The following is a 20,630-nucleotide window of genomic DNA, read 5'->3' on the forward strand; positions in this document are numbered from 1 at the left end:
GCATGCGGCGGGAACGGGTCAGACGATGCCCAGTTGCCGCCTGAATCCCTCGAGCAGCGCCGTGCGGACCTTCCGGTCGATCAACTGCTCCTCCGAGACGTTCAGTCCCGTGAACCGGGGCACGGCGCCCTGCGCCTGCCTGTAAGCGAGGTTGCCGGTCGGCTCGCAGGCGAAGTATTCGCGGACGAAATAGTTGGTCGCCCGGTCGCTGCTCGTCGGGACCTTGTCGTATTCGTGAATGCGGAACCGGGGATAGCCTTCGGCCAGACCGCCGTTCGGAACCTCCATCCGGACCGTCCCGCCCTTGTAGTCGAACGAGAAGGTCCGCGGTTCGAGCCGGGCACGGCGGATCTCCCCGGCGGCGTACACCTCATTGAGGAAGCACCTCTCGCCGTCGAATCCCAACAGGTGAAGTCCGTCGTCGGCCGCGACGAAATAATAGTGGCCGAGGTCCGTTTCGCGGGTGAAGGTGACGGCGCCGACGATCCCCTTCCCGATCCGCTCGCCCAACCCCTGTTTCGGGGCGGACGTCGAAATCAGCCCCCGGACCGGAGTCTCCCCGAGCACCTCCGCGATCTTGCCGAACCGGTCCGGATCGCGCAGATACTCGCCGACGATCGCCTCCCCGCGTTCCCGCCACACCGCCTCCGCCCGGTCGGCGGCGGCTTCGCACCGCTGTCTGAACCGGGGATAAAAGTATTTCATATAGACGAAATAGCCGATCAGAACGGCCGCAAGGACGACGACGGGAACCAGGTTGGCAATCATAAGCGATATCGTATTATTCGAGGTAAGACTTATCTCCGGTCATTTGTATTTCGGTCTGGCATGGCCCCGCTCGTCGGTCTCGTAACGGGCGCGGGGGCGGCAACGCCTCTCCAGCACGTCGAACAGCGGGTAGAGCACCGCACCGCCCGCCAGCGCACCCGCTCCCCAGCGCCACTCCCCGGCGAGCAGCAGCGCGACGCCGGCGAGGGGCAGGCCGGAAGCGGCATACCTGAGCCGGAGGAAAATGCGGTGCAGCAACATGGCGGGCGTCGTTCGTCGGGGTTTGAAGCAAAGATAGCAAAAACCCGGCGACGGACCTCATGAAAAGCCGAAAAATTTATACGACCGTACAGTTTTTTTCACAAAAGACAAGAGAGGAAGCCGGAGCGGGCGGACAAGGGCCGCAACCGGCAAAGGACGCCCCGGGACAGTCCGGAACGGAACGCCCGCCCTCTTCCTCCGGACGACCGTCCTGCCGAACGGCCGCCCTGCCGGGAAACCGGACGGCTCACTCCGCCGTAAGCCGCGCCCGCCACGCATCGGGCACGGGACGGCTCTCCTGCCGGACGAAGTCGAAGACGACCAGCACCGACCTGCTTTCGCTGCGCACCTCCCCGTCCACGACGAGCCGCTGGAAGAGCGTCATCGACTTGTTGCCCACCTTTTCGCAGGTCGTCGTCACCCGCACGTCGTCGTGCATGCGCACCTGTCCCATGTAGGAGGTCGAGGTCGAGACGGTCACCACGCGCAGGTCGCCCAGCAGCACCTCCTCGCCCAGCACCCGCGCATAGAAATCGGTCTTGCCCACGTCGAAATAGGACTGCTGCGCCACATTGTTCACATGCCGGAACGGGTCCAGATCCGAGAACCGCTTCTGCACCGGCGTTTCCAACACCCTGCCCATGCTACTCCCGGATGATTTTCACCTCGCCGCCTTCGCCGAACGCGATGATCGAAGAAGCCTTGCGGGTGGGTTTGCCCTCGAAACGGGGATTGACGACGAAATCCACGCCGTCCACGATCTCGCGCGCGACCTCCTCCAGCCCCGCGGGCGTCGCCTCGCCCGAAAGGTTGGCCGACGTCGAGACCAGGGGGCGGCGCAGTCCGCGCAGCAGCAGGCGGCAGAATTCGTGGTCGGGGACCCGCACGCCGAGCGTCCCCTCCTCGGGAATCAGGTTCCCGGCCACCCCGACGGCTCCCGGCAGGATGAGCGTCAGCGGCTTGGTGGCCATCTCCATCACGTCGAAGGCGATCCCCGGCGCCTTGTTCACATAGCGCACGGTCATTTCGGCCGAGGCGCACAGCACGAGCATCGACTTCTTGTTCTCGCTCCGCTTGAGCCGGTAGATCCGCTCCACGGCCGCGGCGTTCGTGGCGTCGCACCCGATACCCCAGATCGTATCGGTCGGATAGAGGATCAGTCCCCCCTCGCGCAGGACACGGACGGCCTCGTCGGCCTCGCGCTGCATTTCGGCCGCAGCGGCGTTTCGCACGGCGGTCATTTCAACGGAAGTATTTCGATCCAGTAGTCGTCCGGATCGTTGATGAAATAGAGCCCCATGTCGTAGTTTTCGAAACACACCCACCCGCGGGAACGGTGGTATTCGCGCACGGCGTCGTAATCGCCCGCCACGCGCATGCAGAGATGGCTCTCGTTCTCGCCCAGTTCGTAGGGCGCGGCGGCGTGGTCGCGGAGCCACGTCAGCTCCAGCCGGAAGGGCGACTCCCCGTCGCCCAGATAGACCAGCACGAACGAGCCGTCGGCGGCCTGCTTCCGGCCGATCTCCCTGAGTCCCAATGCCTCGGCGTAAAATTTCAGGCTGCGGTCGAGATCGGTCACATTGACGTTGAAATGGTCGAATCTGCTCTTTATTTCCATAATCTTCGAGAGTTTGTCGTGCACAAATTTAGACAAAGATTGTGAAAATCTGCCGGAAATATTTACCTTTGCGTCACAAAAGAAAAAAACAGACAAACGAGAATCGTATGGGAAGAGCCTTTGAGTATCGCAAAGCGAGAAAGCTGAAGCGCTGGGGACACATGGCCCGCACTTTCACGAAACTGGGCAAGGAGATCGAAATCGCCGTCAAGGCCGGCGGCTCCGACCCTTCGGGCAACACCCGCCTGCGTATTCTGATCCAGAACGCCAAGGCCGAGAACATGCCCAAAGAGAATATCGAACGCGCCATCAAGCGCGCCACCGAAAAGGACGCCGCCGACTACAAGGAGGTCATCTACGAGGGATACGGCCCCCACGGCATCGCGTTCCTGGTGGAGACGGCCACCGACAACACGAACCGCACGGTGGCCAACGTGCGCATGCACTTCAACAAGTGCGGCGGCACGCTGGGCAACAGCGGTTCGGTGGGCTTCCTCTTCGAGCACAAGTGCGTCTTCAAGTTCCGTCCCGCCGCCGGCGCCGATCCCGAGGAGCTGGAGCTGGAGATGATCGACCTGGGTGTGGACGAGTTCTACCCCGAAGAGGACGGCATCACGGTTTACGCCCCCTACGAGTCGTTCGGCGCCATCCAGAAGTGGCTCGACGACAAGGGATTCGAAATCGTATCGGGCGAATCGGTCCGCATCCCGACCGACACGAAGGAGCTCGACGCCGAAGGCCGCGAATCGGTCGAGAAACTCGTCGAGAAGCTCGAGGAGGACGACGACGTGGTGAACGTTTACCACACGATGAAGGAGCCCGAGGAGGAGTAGGCCTCTCCGGACAATTAAAAAGGGGACGAGCAGAGAAAATCCGCTCGTCCCCTTTTAATTATCGGGCTGCGGCCCCTTCCGGCCGCCGGTCCGCAGCGCCCCTCCCCGCGCCCGTCATTCCATGCGTCAGAAGGGATAGCCCACACCGAAGTTCAGCGCCGTATTCTTCCACTTGAAGTCGTGAATCCACCGCTCGCCCGCGGGATTGTTGGGATTGTGGAGCTGGATGCCCCAGTCCAGACGCAGCACGGCGAACTTGATGTCGAAACGCAGACCGAGCCCCGTGTTGAATCCCAGTTGTTTGTAGAACCGGTCGAAATGGAACACGGCGTCGTCGGAGTACTCCGAAGGGTTCTGCCGGATGTACCAGACATTGCCCAGATCGAAGAACGTGGCGCCGTGCACGATGCCCCAGACGGGGAAGCGCAGCTCGAGGTTGGCCTCCAGCTTCACGTCGCCCGTCTGCACGGGGAACGAGCCGTGCGGGTCGGGCACGGAGCCCTGTCCGAGCGTCCGGGGCGTCCAGCCGCGCATGCCGTTGCTGCCGCCGCAGTAGAACTGGCGGTCGAACGGCACGGAGGAGGAGTTGCCGTAGGCCATCGCCACGCCGCCGTAGATATGCCCCACGAGCGCCGTCACCCCGCCCAGCATGATCTTCCGGCTCACGCTCAGGTCGGTGCGGAAATACTGCGCGTAGGGAATGCCGAAAATCGTATAATAGGGTTTGTCCGACTTCGACGGCGAGAAGAAGAGGTGCTCCACCCCGTCGATCAGGTTGCCCGCCGTCTCCAGATTGAACCGGATGTTCGTGGCGTTTCCGTTCAGGTTCCGGCGCTGGTTGTTATAGCTGTATCCGAACGACAGTCCGCCGATGAACTGCGTGTTGAAACTCTCGAGCAGGTAACGGTTCGGCGTCAGCTCCTCCCCTTCCGAATCGGGATTGTCCACCATCAGGAACGACACGTCCAGGTCCCGTACATTCACCACGTTGATATCGACCGGCCGCAGCGAGAACGACGAATAGCGGTTGTTGCTCCACATGTAGGCGATGCCGGCGCTCGACAGCGTGCGGCGGTAGTAGGGGCGGTCCTGGAAATTGACCGACAGCTCCACCTTGGTCCGGGGCTGGACCACCGAACGCTGCCGCCCCGTGCGCCACGGAAGCAGGAAGCGCGGGAAGGTCAGTCCGGTGGTGATGCCGAATTCCGTGGCGCGCTTCTTCTTCGCATCGGGCGCCTTCATGAACTCGTATCCCGCCGTGAAGGAGACGTCGAACGACTCGGCGCCGCGGAAGATGTTGCGGTTCTGGTAGCCGAGCGTCGCCTTCAGTCCGTAGAAGCTCGACGTCGTGCTCCCTTCCAGATCGACCTTGAAACTCTGCCGCAGCGTCGGCGTGCAGAGGATGTTGCACGTCAGATACCCCTCCCGCACGGAGCTCCGGGCCGCCGTATCGGCCGGCGAAGCCGCAGGGAAGGGAACGAAGTCCGCCGAATCGGCTCCCTGCGGCCGCTCCTCGAAGGAGATCTTCGCGCTCCTGAAATACCCGAGCGCCATCAGATCGGAATAGGTCCTGTTCACCTGCGACGCGTCGTAGAGGTAGCCCGGATAGAGCGGAATGGCCTGCCGCAGCACGGCCGGGCGCAGGGCGGGCCGCTTCTCGCTGACGACGTTCAGTCCCCGGTAATGGATCGTGTCGAGCCGCGAGAGGAGCGCCGTATCGGTCCTGAACGCCGCAGGATCGTAATCCGGGAAGACGTTGATCCGGTCGATCCTATACACCCGGTTGTCCTCCGTCCGGGGCCGTCCGCGGTCGTCGTACCCCGTCAGATTCTGCCGCACGACCATCCTCAGCTTCACGCGGTTGTCGCCCGTCAGCGTATCGGCGCGGAAGAGGATGTTACTGACCGAAAAGTTGTAGTACCCCTGCTCGCGCAGACGGGCCGTGATGCGTTCGCGTTCGGCGTCGAGCACCGAAACGTCGAACACGTCGCCCGCATGCAGCAGCGTCCCGGCCGTGTCGGACAGGATGAGCGGAGAGAGGGAACGGTCCTGGAACTCGTAAAAGACCGTGTCTATGCGGTAGGGCGCCCCCTGAAAGGTCCGGAAGGTCACCTTCGCCCGCCGTCGCCGCGACACGGTGTCCACCTCGCACGTCGCGCGCGAGGAGAAGAAGCCCTTCGAATCCATATAGACCTTCAGGTTCTGCACGCTCCGCTCCGTGAGCGACAGATCGAACAGCACGGGGGCCTCGCCGACGCGGCGTTTCCAGTTGTTCCAGCCGTTATCCCGTGCGGAATCGGCCTGCTCGTAGAGCCAGACGTAGAAGTTGGTCCCCAGCAGCCGCTTGTTGGGCGTCTGCCGCACGTACTTCTCGAGTTCCGAGGCCGCGATGCGTTCGCGGCGCGGCGTCGCCTTGTCGTCCTCGATGCGGACCCGCTGCAAGAAATACCCGCCCTCGGGGATATGCCGCGTGACGCTGCACGCCGAACCGGCAAGGCTCAGCGCGACGGCGACCAAACAGCGACACGCCCTCCGCACGGGACGTCAGTTGTTGAAGAACCCCTTCTCCTTGAGCAGGGCGAAATAGGACCGCGAAATGGCCAGGTTGTCCCGCCGCACATACCGCCGCTCGGTGAACACCTGCGCCAGATTCGGCAGTCCGTTCTCCTCGAGCAGGCGCCGGGTCAGCTCCGACTCCTCGCGTTCGGCCCACAGCTCGTCGATCTCGGCGGCCGTGTAGTCGGTGTACTTCTCGTAGTGGACCACGGCCTCCAGCGGCAGGCGGTCGGTCAGCTCCGGCGACTCGTCGGGGTATCCCGTCACGACGGTCGTCACCGGAATCACCCCTTTGGGCAGGGAGAGCACCCGGGAGATCTCGGCGGCCGTGTAGATCGTCGTGCCGAGGTAGCAGATGCCCAGCCCGTGCGACTCGGCCGCGACGCAGAAGTTCTGCGCGGCCAGCAGCGCATCGGTCGAGGCGTTCAGAAACCAGGCGAAGTTGTCGTAGGCCGGATCGGCGTCGCGCTGCTCGCACCACATCGTGAAGCGGTGCACGTCGGCGCAGACGGTCACCACGCACGGCGCCTCGCGGACCATCGGCTGGTCGAAATGGCAGGGCGAAAGCCGCTCGCGCAGCGCGGCATCGCGGGTCACCACCAGCGAATAGAGCTGCATGTTGCCGCACGTCGAGGCGCGCGATGCCGCTTCGAGACATTCGCGGAGCACCTCCTCGGGAATCGGCTCCGGACGGAACTTACGGATCGAACGATGCTTGAAAAGCACACTTTTCATGGACCGGTATCTTTTAGAATTTCGCGTTGGACCAATGCTCCGCCGCGGCATGAGAGGGCCCGGCGGATATTTTCCGCAAAATTAGCAAAACTTTTAGAAGTTTTATTATTTTTGCCGTAACATAACTTTCTCACGCACGTGCGAACGGAATTTGCCAAATACGAAGGCGCAGGCAACGACTTCATCCTCATAGACAACCGCGGCGAAGGATTCACGCCCGATCCGCGGCTGATCGCCCGCCTCTGCGACCGCCACTTCGGCATCGGCGCCGACGGAGTGATGACGCTCTCCCGCAGCGCCGGGACCGACTGCGCGATGCGTTACTTCAACGCCGACGGTTCGGAAGGCGAAATGTGCGGCAACGGAGCCCGCTGCTTCGCCCTTTTCGCCGAGCACCTGGGCATCGGCGGCGAAGGCAAACGCTTCACCGCCGCGGACGGGCTGCACACGGCCCGCATCCTCCGCACGGAGGGGACGGGCGGCCTGGTCGAACTGGGCATGACGGAGGTCGCGGAGATCCGCCGCGGCGACGGGTGGTGGTTCCTCAACACGGGCGTTCCCCACTACGTCGAATTCGTCGGGGACCTCGACACGGCGGATGTCTGCGGCCGGGGCCGGGCGATCCGCCGCGACACGGCGCGGTTCCCGCAGGGCACGAACGTCAATTTCGTCCGCATCCTGCACGACGGCGCGATCGCCGTCCGCACCTACGAACGGGGCGTCGAGGCCGAGACGCTGGCCTGCGGCACGGGCGCGACGGCGGCGGCCATCGTCACGAACTTCGCCTGCCAGCCCGCCGTCCTCCGCTACGACGTCGCGGTTCCCGGCGGGACGCTTTCGGTACGGTTTTCGCGGGAGGCCGCTACGGAACACTACTCGGACATCCGCCTCACGGGGCCCGCGCGGCGGGTCTTCGCCGGGGAGTTCGGGACCGAAGATTTCTGAAACACCATTCAACCGTTTTTCACCCATGAAAACACAAAAGGGAGTCCGCGAGCAGCATTCGGACGAACTTCGGAAGGCCCGGCGCCTCGAACCGCTCCGCAAGAGCGGCAAGGAGCGCCACACGCTCTACAACAGCCTCGGCGACGAAGACGACGAGGAGCTTACGCCCTATCCCCGGCGGGAGTCGGCCCTCGACTACCTCGACGACGACCAGCGATAAAGGCCGCGCGGCAGACGCATCCCGGCGGCACGACATACCCGGCGGAGGCTCCTCCGGCCCCGTCGCAAGAACCTCGCGCCCTTCCGAAGGAGAAGGGCGCGGAAAAAGAACGCATATGACCGAAAAATTCATCATGGCGGGGCGGACGGCCCTGCACGTCTGCGACTCGGAACGGGGCGACCGGTGCGTCGTGCTGCTGCACGGCTACCTCGAATCGCTGCTGGTCTGGGAGGAGTTCGTACCTTATCTTTACAAGCACGTCCGCGTGGTGACGCTCGACCTGCCGGGCCACGGCATCTCGGTCGTCGCGGGAGAGGTTCACACGATGGAGTATCTGGCCGACACGGTGGCCGACGGACTCCGGGCGCTGGGCATCGCCCGCTGCACGGCGGTCGGGCATTCGATGGGCGGCTACGTCGCCCTGGCCCTCTGCGAACGCCATCCCGAACTGCTCGACGGCGTGGTGCTGCTCAGCTCCACGCCCAACCCCGACACGCCGGAGAAGGCCGAAAACCGCCGCCGCGAAATCGCCCTCGTCCGGGCCGGCAGGAAGGACGCGCTGGCCCGGGTGGCCCCGGAAGCCGGATTCGCCGAGGAGAACCGCCCGCGGATGAAAGACGCCATCGAGGATCTCGCCGAGCAGGTGTTCGTCACCGAAGACGAAGGCATCGTCGCCCTGCTCAACGGCATGATCGCCCGCAAGGACCAGAACGACATGCTGCGCGCCTCGAAGGTCCCGCAGCTCTTCATCCTCGGACGCCGGGACGGCTACATTCCCGTCGAGACCGCCGAAAGGATGGCGGCCGCCCATCCGCAGGCACGGGTCGCCTGGCTCGAACACAGCGGACACATGGGCTTCCTCGAAGAGCCGGAGGCCACGGCGCAGGCGATCCTCGGCTTCGTACGCGAAACGGGCGGCCCGGCCGAATAAACGCCGCACGCCCGGCGCCGGCGGAGACCGCTTCGGAGGCGCCCGAGACCGCCGCCCCGGCACGGCGGCATCTTCTCCGCTTCTGCAACGGACGACCCTTCGGGGCCGTCCGTTTTCGTATCCCGGGGTCTGCGTTCCGCCTTCCGCGCGTCTCCGGAAGAGCCTTTCGGCCGCTTTCCGGACCTCCCAAGGATTTACTTCGCCGGCGCACGGCATAATTTACAATCAGTTATCGAGCAACGCATTACGATAACAATCCGATTGAAAAAACCTACTTTCCGGTTTAATATCCATCGTGAAAAGAAATATTATGGTGAAATTTGTGTGACAACCTGACCGACCTTATGAGAAACCTCTGCTCGCTGACGACTTCGTTCCCGGCCGACCGGCTGCGGCCTCTTCCGCCGCGCACGGAGCATACCTGTCCGGCATGTGCGAAGAGTTTCCCCGCCTTGCGAGGGGGGGGGAATTTCCACCACGGGAAATAGTCCGCAAAACCGGTAAACCGACGCGCGTCTTCCAAACATCCGACGCACGATCCACACCTGATAATATAATCATAGCCGATCCCGACGGCGGAGCGTACTCCGGCGCCGGCCCGTCGTGCGCCCTGCGCATCCGTTCCTCCGCCGGGAACGGACGCCCCGCCATGCCCGGCAAATCCGATTTCAAATCCATAACCCAACAGAAAAAGCCTATGAAACACAACCGACTCCGTTTTTCCGGCTCCCCTCCGGACGCCGCTCTCCACGCCGGGTTCCGGCACGCAGCAAACGAAAAATCCATCAATTAAATCAAACGTTCCCACATGGACCAAAAACGAAGCATAGAAACACGCCTCAAGGGCGTGGGTATCCTGCGCAGAACCACACGGTATCTGCTTGTCACGATGCTGGCCGTCCTGGCATCGGCGACCGCGCTGCAGGCGCAAAACACCGTCATCAAAGGCGTCGTCACGGACAAGGGCGGCGCCCCCATCGCCGGCGTGACCGTCGTGGCGAAAGGCACGACCGCAGGCGAAGTGACCTCGAGCGACGGCTCCTACACACTCAGCGTTCCGGCCGGAGCGGAGGTGCTCCAGTTCTCGTTCATCGGCATGGAGACCCAGGAGGTCGCCATCGGCTCGCGGACGGAGATCAACGTCACGATGGCCCCCGGCTCGCTCGGCATCGACGAGGTGGTGGTGGTCGGCTACGGTACGCTGGCCAAACGCGACCTCTCCTCGTCGGTGGCTTCCGTGAAGAACGAAGACCTCACCGAACGCACCACGGCCTTCAACATCATGCAGGGCATCGCGGGCAAGGTCGCCGGCGTGAAAAACGTCTCGTTCTCCGGACGTCCGGGCGGCTCCTCGGCGCTGCGTATCCGCGGTATGGGTTCGATCAACGCCGGCAGCGACCCGATCTACGTCATGGACGGCGTGGTGGGCGTCGATCCCTCGCTCATCAATCCCGAAAACGTGGAGTCGATCGACGTGCTGAAAGACGCCGCCGCAACCTCCATGTACGGTGCGCAGGGCGCCAACGGCGTGGTCATCATCACCACCAAGTCGGGCAAGAAGGGACAGGGAACCGTGACCTACAACGGCAAGGTGGGCTTCGGCTTCCTCAACCGCAAGCTCGACCTGCTCGACGCCGACGAATACATGGAGGTGCAGCGCCGCGCCTACGCTTACAGCGGCAAGGTGATGCCCCACCTCGAGACCCCCTACGAGAACCTCTTCTACTACGCCAAGGACCCCGCCGGCAACTTCCAGCGCGACGAGAACGGCTACCTGATCGCCTCGCCCAAATACGACACCGACTGGCAGGAGGCGCTGACGCAGACGGCCATCACCAACGACCACACCGTTTCGTTCGCTTCGGGCAACGACAAGACGTCGGTCTATTCGAGCATCGCCTATCAGAACTTCGAAGGTCTGGTCAAATACACCAACTCGGAGCGCATGACGGGAACGGTGAACGTGAAGAGCGACATCACCGACTGGCTCAACGTGCAGACCGTCGTGACGGCCGGCACGGACAAGACCAACGCCGCCGACGGCGAGAGCGGATTCGGACAGGGTCCGGTGCGCAACATGCTCGAGATGCCGCCCATCGTTCCGGTGCGCTACGAGGACGGCACGTGGGGCCGCAAGGACGACTACCCGCTGGGCGAGCTGGCCGAAAACCCGCTGCGCCTGCTCCAGGAGAAGAAGAGCGTCACCGAGACCGACTACGCGATCTTCAACGTCATCGCCGACATCCACCTGACCAAGAAGCTGACCTTCACGGCCAAGGGCGACTATCAGATGACCAACCGCCGGACGCTGAGCTACGCCAAGGCCGGCCTGCACGGCGAGACCGACACCAACGGCGGCTACGCCGACATCGGCAACACCAAGTCGCGCCGCTGGTCGAACGAGGACTACTTCACCTATGCCGACTCGTGGTTCGACGACCAGCTCAAGTCGAACTTCGTGCTGGGCGCCAGTTGGTACTACAACCACTCGGAGAACTCGTCGGCGGGTTCGGAGCAGTTCTTCGACGACTTCTTCGGCTACCACAACCTCGGCGCCGGCACGGTCTATCACAAGCCCTCGTCGGGCATGAGCCAGCAGACGATGAACTCCTACTACTTCCGCATGAACCACACCTTCCGCGACAAGTACCTGCTGGGCTTCACGCTGCGCGCCGACGGCGCCTCGAACTTCGGCGCCAACAACAAGTACGGCTGGTTCCCTTCGGCCTCGGCGGCGTGGATCATCTCCGAGGAGCCCTTCTTCGACGCGGCCCGCAAATGGGTGAGCAACCTGAAGCTGCGCGCCAGCTACGGTACGGTGGGCAACGCCTCGATCCCCAACTACAGCACGATCTCGCAGTACAGCAACGACCAGATGATCCTCAACGGCGCGCTGAACCCCTACGTCGTGCTCTCTAACCTCGGCAACGCCGACCTGAAGTGGGAGACCTCGAAGCAGTTCAACGTCGGTCTCGACGTCTCGCTGTTCGACAACCGGCTGGAGCTGATCATGGACTACTACAACAAGACCACCACCGACCTGCTTTTCCAGAAACAGGTTCCCTACACGACGGGGTACGCCACGACGTGGACCAACCTGGGCAAGATCCGCAACAAGGGTTTCGAGCTCACGATCTCGTCGCGCAATATCAACCACAAGAATTTCCAGTGGACGACCGACCTCGTCTTCTCGACCAACCGGCTCATGGTGATCGACGTCGGCGGCGAGCGCATCGACCTGGGCAACAACGCCATCGCCGAGGCCGGCAAGCCGTGGGGCTCGTTCTTCGTGCTGAACCGTCTGGGAACCTGGGGTCTCGACGAGGTGGACGAAGCCCGCAAATACGGCAAGAAACCCGGCGACCTGAAGTTCGAGGACCGCAACCACGACTACGTGATCGACGACAACGACCGCCGGATCATGGGCAACGGAACCCCCAAGGGCGACATCACGCTGGTGAACACCTTCCGCTACAAGGGCTTCTCGCTCATGGTGGACCTGAACGCCGCCTACGGCTTCAAGATCATGGGCATCACCACGACGATGATGGAGAACCGCCAGCTCTACGGCAACTCCATGAAGTCGGTGCTCAACGCCTGGACGCCGGAGAACCAGAACTCGATGATCGCCGCACTGCGCCTCCCGTCGGACGTGAACTTCGGCGAGAACGAGAAGGACTCGCGGATGCTCTACGACGGCGACTTCCTGCGCATCCGCAACATCTCGCTCTCGTACGACTTCAAGCCGGAGCTGCTCCGCAAGCTGCGCGTCATCAAGGGCCTGAGCATCGGCGTCAATGTCGAGAACCTGCACGTATTCACCGAATATCCGGGCTACGACCCCGAGGTGGGCGCCTTCAACACGGACCGCGGCCAGAGCATCGACTTCTACTCCTACCCGCACCCGACGACCGTCTCGGCCAACATCAAGATCACCTTCTAACAACCGAATCCCTATGAAAAGAGAGATATTGAACATCGGCTGGGCGCTCGCCGCGACGGCGGCGCTGTCGTCGTGCGACTCGTTCCTCGAGGAGTCGCCCAAGACCTTCCTTTCGCCGAAATACTACTTCCAGACGGAAAACCAGATCACCGCCGGCGTGAACGGCCTCTACACCTTCGTGGACGACATCTTCGACGGCGACATCGAGGTGGGCACGCAGAACTTCATCTTCCTGGACTACCTGCCCGGCTACGGCATCCGCCCGCGCGCCGCGAGCAGCCTCTACCTCTCGCAGGCGCTCAACCTCTCCGTCACCGAGGAGAGCACCCACGTCGAGAACCTCTGGAAGTCCTCCTATTTCGCCATCGAGAACTGCAACGGCGTGATCGCCGGCATCGAGGCGGCCAAGAACGTGGAGATCGCCGAGGACACCCGCAACAAGCTGCTGGGCGAAGCCTACTTCCTCCGCGCGTACAACTACTTCAACCTCGTGCGGCTCTACGGCCCCGTGCCCCTGAAGACGAAGACCACCTCCGACCTGTCGCAGGCGCAACTGCCCCTGTCGTCCGAGGAGGCGATCTACGAAGTGATCGTCACAGACCTCACGCAGGCCGAGAAACTGATGGAGAACGCCCCCTGGACGAGCACCGACGGCCGCGTAACGAAGGGAGCCGTGAAGTCGATGCTGGCCAAGGTCTATCTCACGATGGCCGGCTATCCCCTGCAGAAGGGCGGCGAATACTACCGTATGGCCTACGAGAAGGCGCACGAGGTGTACGAGAGCGGGCAGTTCCGCCTGTTCGACACCTACGCCGAGATGCGCGACCCGGCGAACGCCAATTCGGGCGAGTTCATCTGGATGATCCAGCGCGAAGCGGACCGGGCCGGCTCCCCCGTGCACAACGACATGCTGCCCTATCCCGAACCCTCGAAGGCGATCTCGCAGAACGGCGCCTACGGCGGAGCGCTGGCTCCCGCACAGGCCTTCTACGAGTCCTACCCCGCCGGCGACCTGCGCACGGCCGAGAAGGGCTACTATTACACCGAGCACGAGGCGCAGGACGGCTCGGGCGTCGTGGAGCTGGGCGCCCCCTTCATCTACAAGTACTGGGACGCCAGCGCCGCCGAAACGGGCAAGTCGGGCATGAACTACGCCCTGCTGCGCTATGCCGACGTCCTGCTGATGATGGCCGAGGCGAAGGCGCAGGCCGACGGCGGCTCCACCACCGACACGGACGCCGTGGAAGCCTACTACATGGTCCGCCACCGCGCCCTGCCCGACGAGGAGAAGCCCTCGAAGATCGACGTGAACCAGGTGCTCAAGGAGCGTTTCTGGGAGATCTGCTTCGAGACCCAGACATGGTACGACATGCTGCGCACGCGCAAGGCACTGAATCCCACGACAGGTCAGATCGTGGACCTCATCGGCTGCCAGACCCCCGGCCACACCGAGGGCGCACGCTTCGAGGAGGCCGACCTGCTGCTGCCCTACCCGCTCCGCGAGAAACGTCTGAACCCCAACCTGGTACGGAAATAACCGGCCGGGAACGTCAAAAAAAACGTGAGATGAAATTCCGATTCAGATATGCGGTCCTCCCGTGCCTGCTGCCGGCCTTCGCGGCGGCATGCAGCACCGAGGCCACACACCGCAGACCCAACATCTTCGACGACGAGGAGTCGTTCGCGGCCGTGACTTTCTCGTCGAACGCCGACTCGCTCTTCCTCTCGTGGGAGCTGACCGACGACCGCATCCAGTTCGACAGCTACCGGATCACGGACAACAAGTCGCAGCAGGTACTGACGGTCGGCCGCGACGAGACCTCGTGCCTGCTGACGCACGTGCCGTACAACGAACCCGTAGCAGTCTACCTGTCGCTCGTCGCCGGCGGCGAGGTGGTGAAGACGGCCAAGACGGACGTCGTGATCGACGGCCTCGACAAGACGACCGCCGCGACGCTGATCCCCGACCGGGGCAGCGTCACGGGCGGCGACGGGACCTACTCGATCCCCCTGCCCGACGGCCGGAGCATCTTCCTCATGGGAGACTCCTACATCGGGCCGGTGACCAACGGCCAGCGCCCGACCTCCGACCACATGTTCCGCAACACCTACATTCTCTACGACGAGGGGCGGGTGAGCGCGATCTACGGCGCCGGAGGCGACGGGAACGCCTCGGCGGCCGTACCGCCGGGCGTATCGGACGAGAGCAGGAAATGGTACTGGCCCGGCCACGGATTCGTCGAGGGCAACACGCTCTACGTCTTCCAGACGGTCATGTACCAGGGAGCCGAGGGCATGTGGGGATTCCGCTACGAGACGACCGACATTCTGGAGTACGAGCTGCCCTCGCTGACGCTGCGGCGCACGACCCGCATTCCCTTCCGCGGTTCGGAGGACATCCACTACGGCATGGCCGCGCTCAACGACGGCGACTACGTTTACGTCTATGCCCAGGTGGACGTCACCAACGACGCCGATCCGATCTCCGAGGTGCTGGTCGCCCGCACCACCCCCGCGAAACTCTGCACCGACTGGGAGTACTACACCGGTTCGGGCTGGAGCACGGACCCATCGGCCGCCGAGCGGCTCGAAGGGCTGGCGAGCGTGCCGGTCTCCTCGCAGTTCAACGTCTTCCGCCTGCGCGACAAGTACGTGCTGCTGACGCAGAACAAGCGTTACAACAGCGGCGAGATCTACACCTTCACGTCGGACAGCCCCGCGGGACCGTGGCGCAACAAGCAGCTGATCTACAGGATTCCCGCCATGGAGAACAGGAAACTGTTCACCTACAACGCCATGGCGCACCCCCAGTTCGAAAAGGACGGCATGATCCTCGTCAGCTACAACGTCAATACCGAGGAGTTCTCACAACAGTTCAGCGACGTCAGCACCTACCGGCCCCGTTTCTTCTGGATCGGAATCGACCGGATATTGAACAGCAAGCGATAACCACAAAAAACAGAAACCATGAAAAAATACGCATTGATACTCACGTGCGCGGCGGCCTGCGCGGCGCTCACGGGCTGCGAGGATGTCTCGGACCGCATGTCGTCCGACTACCCGAGCACCTACGACATAAAATACGGCATACGCCAGGTCCTCCAGTACGACCCCATGAACATCAACGGAATCGACGTGGCGGAGAAGTTCGACTTCTTCGGCACGCTGCGCTTCACGATCCACGTCAAGGACAACCGGATGGCCAGCCTCGAGTTTTCGAACGGCGACGTGCCCTTCTCGCCCTACGCCTTCGAGATCCCCTCGGGCGAGGTCGAATGCTACCTGGACACCGAGGCGCTGCCCAACGAGCTGCGGATCAAGGGGACGGACAACGTCGTCGCCTACTTCCAGAACGGCGAGTTCTCGGTCCCGTTCCAGCTCGACTGCGAGGAGCTCAACTACAAGTACACTTTCAAGGAGATTGTCGAATAATTTAACCCGGAACGCGTTATGAAACCTCTGAACAGATTCAAATATTGGATAATGACCGCCGTCGCGCTGCCGCTCATCGGCATCGGTTGCATGGAGATCGTGGAGATCATCCATCCCGAGGATGCGAAGGTGAACAGCGACATAGACATTTCGGTGAAGATCAAGTTCACGGCCGAGACCGACCACCGCTCGGAGATCGCCTTCGCGATTCTCGCGCCGAAGGCTTGGAACATTCGGGAGAACGCCTCGTTGACGCTGACCACCGAAGGGTACGTCAATCAGGGATTCGCCGAGGTCGTGGACGAACAGATGACGCCGATCCCCGAGGGCGCCATCGAGCCCGGCACGGGCCTGCCCTGGCCGGACGCCTACCAGAGCCAGATCGGCCTGATGGGCAACACCGGCCCGATGGAATGGGTGATCTTCCAGTCGAAGACGTCGTTCGACGTGAACGACCAGCGCGAAAACGGCAAGGAACCGATCGTCGGCACGGTGAAAATCCGCCTCAAGACCGGCCCGCAGGCCATCAAATGCTTCATGGGCTACGGCTGGTGCAGCCTGAACAAGGGCTTCGACGTGGGCGGCGACGACGGCAAGGGCAGCAACCGGCGCTACAAGGAGAACGAGAAGTCGAAGGTGCTGACCGTGACGGGCGGCGACCTGCCGATGCTCGACTACACGGTGGAGAGCCTAGTATCGACCGTCCCGTCGGTATTCGGCTACGGCGACATCTTCTCGGTGAAGTTCTCCGCCGTATCCGGCTCGACGAAGACCGCCCTGAACGGCCAGGAGAAGGTCTATCTCTGGGGCAAGGCCGTGTACGACGGCGGCAAGGAGGTGATCGTCGATGAAATCAGCGACAAGACCCTCATGGAGAAGATCAGCGAAACGGCCTACCAAAAATACATCTACCCGCGGCACTTCTTCGGCCTGCCGGCCGACGCCGAGATCGAAGCCACCTACTTCCACTTCACCAACGAGGACCGGAGCATCGTCGTGACGGACCCTGCCTCGGGCGAGGACTTCCTCGTCTCGGAGACCGTGGAATAATCCCCACCCCACACACGACCGAAGGGACCGGCCGGGAAATACCCGGGCACGGTCCCTTCGGCCGTTTTTCGGGCGTTCTCCTCATCATGACGCCCCGACCGATCCGGGAATCGTTCCGGAACGAACGGCCGGTTCCGTCCGGCGCAGCCGCACAATCGTACAACCGAAACCGGCCCGAATTTTCCCGATTCGAACACGCGGCGCAATTCACCCCCCCCCGCCTCGCGCCCCGCCCGGGCCGCAGTACCGTCCCGACCCGGTCCGCCGTCGCTCCGATCCGCCGGATTTCCGCAGCCTGCCATTCGATTTTTCCTCCGGTCCCACACGGACATTCCGCAGACCGGGCACCGAACGCCGCATCGTCTTTCCCCGCAAACCAGCCCCGTCATCGTCCGGCGCGATTCCGATATCCATCCGACATGGATCGGTCCTGAAGAACAATAAATGCGTCCTGCATCAATTTTTTATTCTAAAATTTGGATAATATCTACAATATTCGCTATATTTGAAATACGAACATACCCGAAAGTATGTTTGGCTGTTCAATCAAACGAAACTACCAAAGCAACTCACCCACAAAGAACAGCCAGGGACGTATTATGCACGGTTCTTGGCTATTTGTGGGAGTATTGGTAGTACTCGTTTGAAAGTCAGGAATCCGTGCATGTCCTTGGAACCATTTGAAACCGAATGAGGATATGCCGAATGGAAACGATTCGAATGCAGGCGGGAAAACGCTCTCCAAGCCCCTGACCGGTCACCGGACAGATTCCGGATAAAGTTTCGTCGTTTTCGGACGGATTGTCCCCTCAAAGCGCAATGCCCGGCATCCATGATTCGCCCCGGAATTTTTCCGGAGCCGTCCGGACATCCGTCGCTCTGCGGGACCGTACGCTCCCCGCTTATCCATTTCGACCCTCGAGACTGCGGCGCAGCAGCCTCATACACACACCCTGCGGATCCGCGACGGAGAAGAATTCGTCGTACAGTGACGCAACACACACGCAGGAGGGGCCGTCCGGTTCGTGCCGGCGGCCCCGTTTTTTCGGCCGAAACCGCAGTCTCCATGTCCCGTGTTCCCGAATCATCCCGAATATGCCCACCCGCGCAAACCGGAATCGGAATCCAACGAACCGGCCGACAGCAAAAGAAAAAGGCCCGACGGTCTTCGACCGTCAAGCCTTTTCATCAGTCGGGGTGACTGGATTCGAACCAGCGACCACACGCCCCCCAGACGTGTACTCTAACCGGACTGAGCTACGCCCCGATTCCGCCACCGAAGCCGTTAGCTCCGGTTTGGGACTGCAAATATAAGGACAATTTTCAAAAAAACATATTTCTGTCCCATTTTTTTCTACTTTTGTGCTGATGAATCGCCGTATCCGATATTCCGAAATCTCTGCCGCAGCAGCCCGCCGGCCAGTCAATCAGCTGACAAACAGACGGATAATACACGAATCCGCAGCTCGCGCATCTACTGGAACGAAGCCGGAGACGAAAAATGAAAACGGAAAAGAAGACCTCCATAACTCTTTCGAATAACCGATGACCCGAACCGCCCTGCTCTTCACGCTGCTCGCGCTGCTCACCGCCGCGCTGTTCGTGGCCGACCTCGCCGTGGGATCGGTGTACGTCTCCCCGGGCGAGATATGGGGGGCGCTGACCGGCAAGGCGGGCGACCCCGCCCTTCAGGACATCGTTCTCAAAATCCGGCTGCTGAAAGCCGTCACGGCCTTCGCCGCCGGGGCCGCCCTCGCCGCCAGCGGCCTGGAGATGCAGACGCTTTTTCGCAACCCGCTGGCCGGCCCCTACGTGTTGGGCGTCAGTTCGGGGGCTTCGCTGGGCGTCGCACTCTTCCTGCTGGGCGCCCCGCTGCTGGGAGTCTCGGGACACACCTTCGTCCAGTCGCTCGGAATCGCCGGCGCGGCCTGGCTGGGCGCGGCGCTCGTGCTGGCGGCAATTCTGGCCGTCAGCCGCCGGATCAAGGATATCATGGTCATCCTGATCCTCGGCATGATGTTCGGTTCGGGCGTCGCCTCGGTCGTCGAGATCCTGCAATACCTCTCCGACGAAGCCGCCCTCAAGTCGTTCGTCGTCTGGACGATGGGATCGCTGGGCGACGTCACGGGCAGCCAGCTCGCCCTGCTGCTTCCCGTCGTCTCGGCGGGCCTCGTACTCGCCGTCGCCGTCATCAAACCGCTCAACCTGCTGCTGCTGGGCGAAAATTACGCCCGGACGATGGGACTGAACATCCGGCGCACGCGCCTGCTGATCTTCCTCTCCACCGTGCTGCTCGCCGGAACCGTCACGGCGTTCTGCGGTCCCGTGGGATTCATCGGGCTGGCCGTTCCGCACCTCGCGCGCATGGCGTTCGCCTCGGCCGACCACCGGATCCTGATGCCCGCCTCGATGCTCGCCGGCGCCGCACTGCTGCTCGTCTGCGACCTCGCGGCCAAACACTTCGCCCTGCCGATCAACACCATCACGGCCCTGATGGGCATTCCGGTCGTGATCTTCGTCGTAACCCGTAACCGCAACCTGTTCTGAATGAGCATAGCACTACGACATATCTCGCTCGCCTACGGCGACCGCCGCCTGCTGGAGAACGTCTCCGCCGACTTCGCCCCGCAGACCCTCACCGCCCTGATCGGCCGCAACGGCACGGGCAAGAGCACCCTGCTGCGGGCCATCGCGGGACTGGGACCCGTCGCCGGGGGCAGCGTGGAGCTGTGCGGCCGCCCGCTCGCGGAGCTCCCGCCCCGGCAGCGGGCCGGGACCGTCGGCTTCGTCACCACCGACAAGGTCCGGATCGCCAACCTCCCCTGCCGCGACGTCGTGGCGCTGGGGCGCGCGCCCTACACCGACTGGATCGGCCGGATGCAGGCGGCCGACCGCGCCGCCGTGGACCGCGCGCTGGAACTGGTCGGCATGAGCGCCTTCGCCCGCAAGACGATGGACCGGATGTCCGACGGCGAATGCCAGCGCGTGATGATCGCCCGGGCGCTGGCGCAGGACACGCCCGTCATCCTGCTCGACGAACCCACGGCGTTCCTCGACCTCCCGAACCGCTACGAGCTTGCCTCGCTCCTGCGGCGGCTGGCCCGCGACGAGGGCAAGTGCATCCTCTTCTCGACGCACGACCTCGACATAGCGCTGTCGCTCTGCGACGCCGTCGCGCTCATCGACACCCCGTCCCTGCACCTGCTCCCGGCCGGGGCGATGGCTCGCAGCGGCCTCATCGAACGCCTCTTCGCGGGCGAAAGCGCCCGTTTCGACCCCGAGACCCGCACCGTGAAGCTCCGCTGATCCCGCGGAAATGCGTTCCGGCGCATCCCGGA

The 20,630-nt window shown here is 63.0% G+C and carries 18 protein-coding genes and 1 tRNA gene; 11 read left to right on the plus strand and 8 right to left on the minus strand.

Annotated elements, in window-relative coordinates; genetic code table 11:
* Positions 1 to 18 precede the first annotated feature (18 nt).
* The 5 genes from KB554_RS03850 to KB554_RS03870 all read right to left on the minus strand — a co-directional run bounded on the left by KB554_RS03850 (position 19) and on the right by KB554_RS03870 (position 2,647).
* Positions 19 to 768, minus strand: coding sequence for a hypothetical protein (locus KB554_RS03850; RefSeq protein WP_211035041.1), 750 nt, complete (start codon positions 766 to 768; stop codon positions 19 to 21).
* A gap of 39 nt (positions 769 to 807) precedes the next feature.
* The gene (locus KB554_RS03855; protein ID WP_141428065.1) at positions 808 to 1,029 is read right to left on the minus strand and encodes a hypothetical protein; all 222 of its coding nucleotides are present in this window, start codon (positions 1,027 to 1,029) and stop codon (positions 808 to 810) included.
* 247 nt (positions 1,030 to 1,276) lie between these two features.
* A complete protein-coding gene (locus KB554_RS03860; protein ID WP_141428066.1) occupies positions 1,277 to 1,672 on the minus strand; it encodes a thioesterase family protein in 396 nt (131 codons plus the stop codon).
* A gap of 1 nt (position 1,673) precedes the next feature.
* Complete coding sequence (locus KB554_RS03865; protein WP_211035042.1) at positions 1,674 to 2,270, minus strand: L-threonylcarbamoyladenylate synthase; 597 nt, start codon at positions 2,268 to 2,270, stop codon at positions 1,674 to 1,676.
* Positions 2,267 to 2,647: a VOC family protein gene (locus KB554_RS03870; protein WP_211035043.1), complete on the minus strand. Its 381-nt coding sequence runs from the start codon at positions 2,645 to 2,647 to the stop codon at positions 2,267 to 2,269. The genes KB554_RS03865 and KB554_RS03870 overlap by 4 nt, the downstream gene beginning before the upstream one ends.
* Before the next feature lie 107 nt (positions 2,648 to 2,754).
* Here KB554_RS03870 and KB554_RS03875 point away from each other — a divergent pair, with 107 nt between their 5' ends.
* Positions 2,755 to 3,480, plus strand: a complete 726-nt coding sequence (locus KB554_RS03875; RefSeq protein WP_141428069.1) for a YebC/PmpR family DNA-binding transcriptional regulator — start codon at positions 2,755 to 2,757, stop codon at positions 3,478 to 3,480.
* 126 nt (positions 3,481 to 3,606) lie between these two features.
* Here KB554_RS03875 and KB554_RS03880 read toward each other — a convergent pair whose 3' ends face one another.
* Positions 3,607 to 6,018, minus strand: a complete 2,412-nt coding sequence (locus tag KB554_RS03880; RefSeq protein ID WP_211035044.1) for a BamA/TamA family outer membrane protein — start codon at positions 6,016 to 6,018, stop codon at positions 3,607 to 3,609.
* A 6-nt stretch (positions 6,019 to 6,024) separates the two neighbouring features.
* Positions 6,025 to 6,771: a nitroreductase family protein gene (locus KB554_RS03885; RefSeq protein WP_141428071.1), complete on the minus strand. Its 747-nt coding sequence runs from the start codon at positions 6,769 to 6,771 to the stop codon at positions 6,025 to 6,027.
* 138 nt (positions 6,772 to 6,909) lie between these two features.
* On the opposite strand from KB554_RS03885, the gene dapF reads away from it, so the two are divergent.
* The 8 genes from dapF to KB554_RS03925 all read left to right on the plus strand — a co-directional run bounded on the left by dapF (position 6,910) and on the right by KB554_RS03925 (position 17,292).
* Entirely contained in the window at positions 6,910 to 7,716 is an 807-nt protein-coding gene (gene dapF / locus KB554_RS03890) for a diaminopimelate epimerase (RefSeq protein WP_211035045.1), read from the plus strand.
* Between the two features lie 25 nt (positions 7,717 to 7,741).
* Positions 7,742 to 7,936, plus strand: coding sequence for a hypothetical protein (locus KB554_RS03895; protein WP_141428073.1), 195 nt, complete (start codon positions 7,742 to 7,744; stop codon positions 7,934 to 7,936).
* 115 nt (positions 7,937 to 8,051) lie between these two features.
* The gene (locus KB554_RS03900) at positions 8,052 to 8,867 is read left to right on the plus strand and encodes an alpha/beta hydrolase (protein WP_211035046.1); all 816 of its coding nucleotides are present in this window, start codon (positions 8,052 to 8,054) and stop codon (positions 8,865 to 8,867) included.
* 808 nt (positions 8,868 to 9,675) lie between these two features.
* Positions 9,676 to 12,810, plus strand: coding sequence for a TonB-dependent receptor (locus tag KB554_RS03905; protein ID WP_211035047.1), 3,135 nt, complete (start codon positions 9,676 to 9,678; stop codon positions 12,808 to 12,810).
* A gap of 13 nt (positions 12,811 to 12,823) precedes the next feature.
* Positions 12,824 to 14,347: a RagB/SusD family nutrient uptake outer membrane protein gene (locus KB554_RS03910; protein ID WP_211035048.1), complete on the plus strand. Its 1,524-nt coding sequence runs from the start codon at positions 12,824 to 12,826 to the stop codon at positions 14,345 to 14,347.
* Positions 14,348 to 14,376: 29 nt separating this feature from the next.
* Positions 14,377 to 15,759, plus strand: a complete 1,383-nt coding sequence (locus tag KB554_RS03915) for a DUF5005 domain-containing protein (protein ID WP_141428077.1) — start codon at positions 14,377 to 14,379, stop codon at positions 15,757 to 15,759.
* 18 nt (positions 15,760 to 15,777) lie between these two features.
* On the plus strand, positions 15,778 to 16,242 hold the full coding sequence (locus KB554_RS03920) for a hypothetical protein (protein WP_141428078.1): 465 nt from the start codon (positions 15,778 to 15,780) through the stop codon (positions 16,240 to 16,242).
* Positions 16,243 to 16,260: 18 nt separating this feature from the next.
* Positions 16,261 to 17,292, plus strand: coding sequence for a DUF4961 domain-containing protein (locus tag KB554_RS03925; protein ID WP_211035049.1), 1,032 nt, complete (start codon positions 16,261 to 16,263; stop codon positions 17,290 to 17,292).
* Positions 17,293 to 18,484: 1,192 nt separating this feature from the next.
* On the opposite strand, the gene KB554_RS03930 is transcribed toward KB554_RS03925, so the two are convergent.
* Positions 18,485 to 18,559 (minus strand) — tRNA-Pro (locus KB554_RS03930).
* Between the two features lie 278 nt (positions 18,560 to 18,837).
* On the opposite strand from KB554_RS03930, the gene KB554_RS03935 reads away from it, so the two are divergent.
* Together KB554_RS03935 and KB554_RS03940 are read left to right on the plus strand one after the other, a co-directional pair.
* Positions 18,838 to 19,839: an iron ABC transporter permease gene (locus KB554_RS03935; protein ID WP_211035050.1), complete on the plus strand. Its 1,002-nt coding sequence runs from the start codon at positions 18,838 to 18,840 to the stop codon at positions 19,837 to 19,839.
* The gene (locus tag KB554_RS03940) at positions 19,840 to 20,598 is read left to right on the plus strand and encodes an ABC transporter ATP-binding protein (RefSeq protein WP_211035051.1); all 759 of its coding nucleotides are present in this window, start codon (positions 19,840 to 19,842) and stop codon (positions 20,596 to 20,598) included.
* Positions 20,599 to 20,630 lie beyond the last annotated feature (32 nt).

The sequence above is a fragment of the Alistipes sp. Marseille-P2263 genome, assembly GCF_018101075.1.
Lineage (GTDB): Bacteria > Bacteroidota > Bacteroidia > Bacteroidales > Rikenellaceae > Alistipes > Alistipes dispar.

Bases quoted from the DNA above. Each gene is read 5' to 3' on its own strand.
- KB554_RS03855 (WP_141428065.1), bottom strand. From the start codon at position 1,029: ATGTTGCTGCACCGCATTTTCCTCCGGCTCAGGTATGCCGCTTCCGGC.
- KB554_RS03895 (WP_141428073.1), top strand. From the start codon at position 7,742: ATGAAAACACAAAAGGGAGTCCGCGAGCAGCATTCGGACGAACTTCGG.
- KB554_RS03910 (WP_211035048.1), top strand. From the start codon at position 12,824: ATGAAAAGAGAGATATTGAACATCGGCTGGGCGCTCGCCGCGACGGCG.
- KB554_RS03905 (WP_211035047.1), top strand. From the start codon at position 9,676: ATGGACCAAAAACGAAGCATAGAAACACGCCTCAAGGGCGTGGGTATC.
- KB554_RS03925 (WP_211035049.1), top strand. From the start codon at position 16,261: ATGAAACCTCTGAACAGATTCAAATATTGGATAATGACCGCCGTCGCG.
- KB554_RS03865 (WP_211035042.1), bottom strand. From the start codon at position 2,270: ATGACCGCCGTGCGAAACGCCGCTGCGGCCGAAATGCAGCGCGAGGCC.
- KB554_RS03870 (WP_211035043.1), bottom strand. From the start codon at position 2,647: ATGGAAATAAAGAGCAGATTCGACCATTTCAACGTCAATGTGACCGAT.
- KB554_RS03850 (WP_211035041.1), bottom strand. From the start codon at position 768: ATGATTGCCAACCTGGTTCCCGTCGTCGTCCTTGCGGCCGTTCTGATC.
- KB554_RS03860 (WP_141428066.1), bottom strand. From the start codon at position 1,672: ATGGGCAGGGTGTTGGAAACGCCGGTGCAGAAGCGGTTCTCGGATCTG.
- KB554_RS03900 (WP_211035046.1), top strand. From the start codon at position 8,052: ATGACCGAAAAATTCATCATGGCGGGGCGGACGGCCCTGCACGTCTGC.
- KB554_RS03875 (WP_141428069.1), top strand. From the start codon at position 2,755: ATGGGAAGAGCCTTTGAGTATCGCAAAGCGAGAAAGCTGAAGCGCTGG.
- KB554_RS03940 (WP_211035051.1), top strand. From the start codon at position 19,840: ATGAGCATAGCACTACGACATATCTCGCTCGCCTACGGCGACCGCCGC.
- KB554_RS03935 (WP_211035050.1), top strand. From the start codon at position 18,838: ATGACCCGAACCGCCCTGCTCTTCACGCTGCTCGCGCTGCTCACCGCC.
- KB554_RS03920 (WP_141428078.1), top strand. From the start codon at position 15,778: ATGAAAAAATACGCATTGATACTCACGTGCGCGGCGGCCTGCGCGGCG.
- KB554_RS03915 (WP_141428077.1), top strand. From the start codon at position 14,377: ATGAAATTCCGATTCAGATATGCGGTCCTCCCGTGCCTGCTGCCGGCC.
- KB554_RS03885 (WP_141428071.1), bottom strand. From the start codon at position 6,771: ATGAAAAGTGTGCTTTTCAAGCATCGTTCGATCCGTAAGTTCCGTCCG.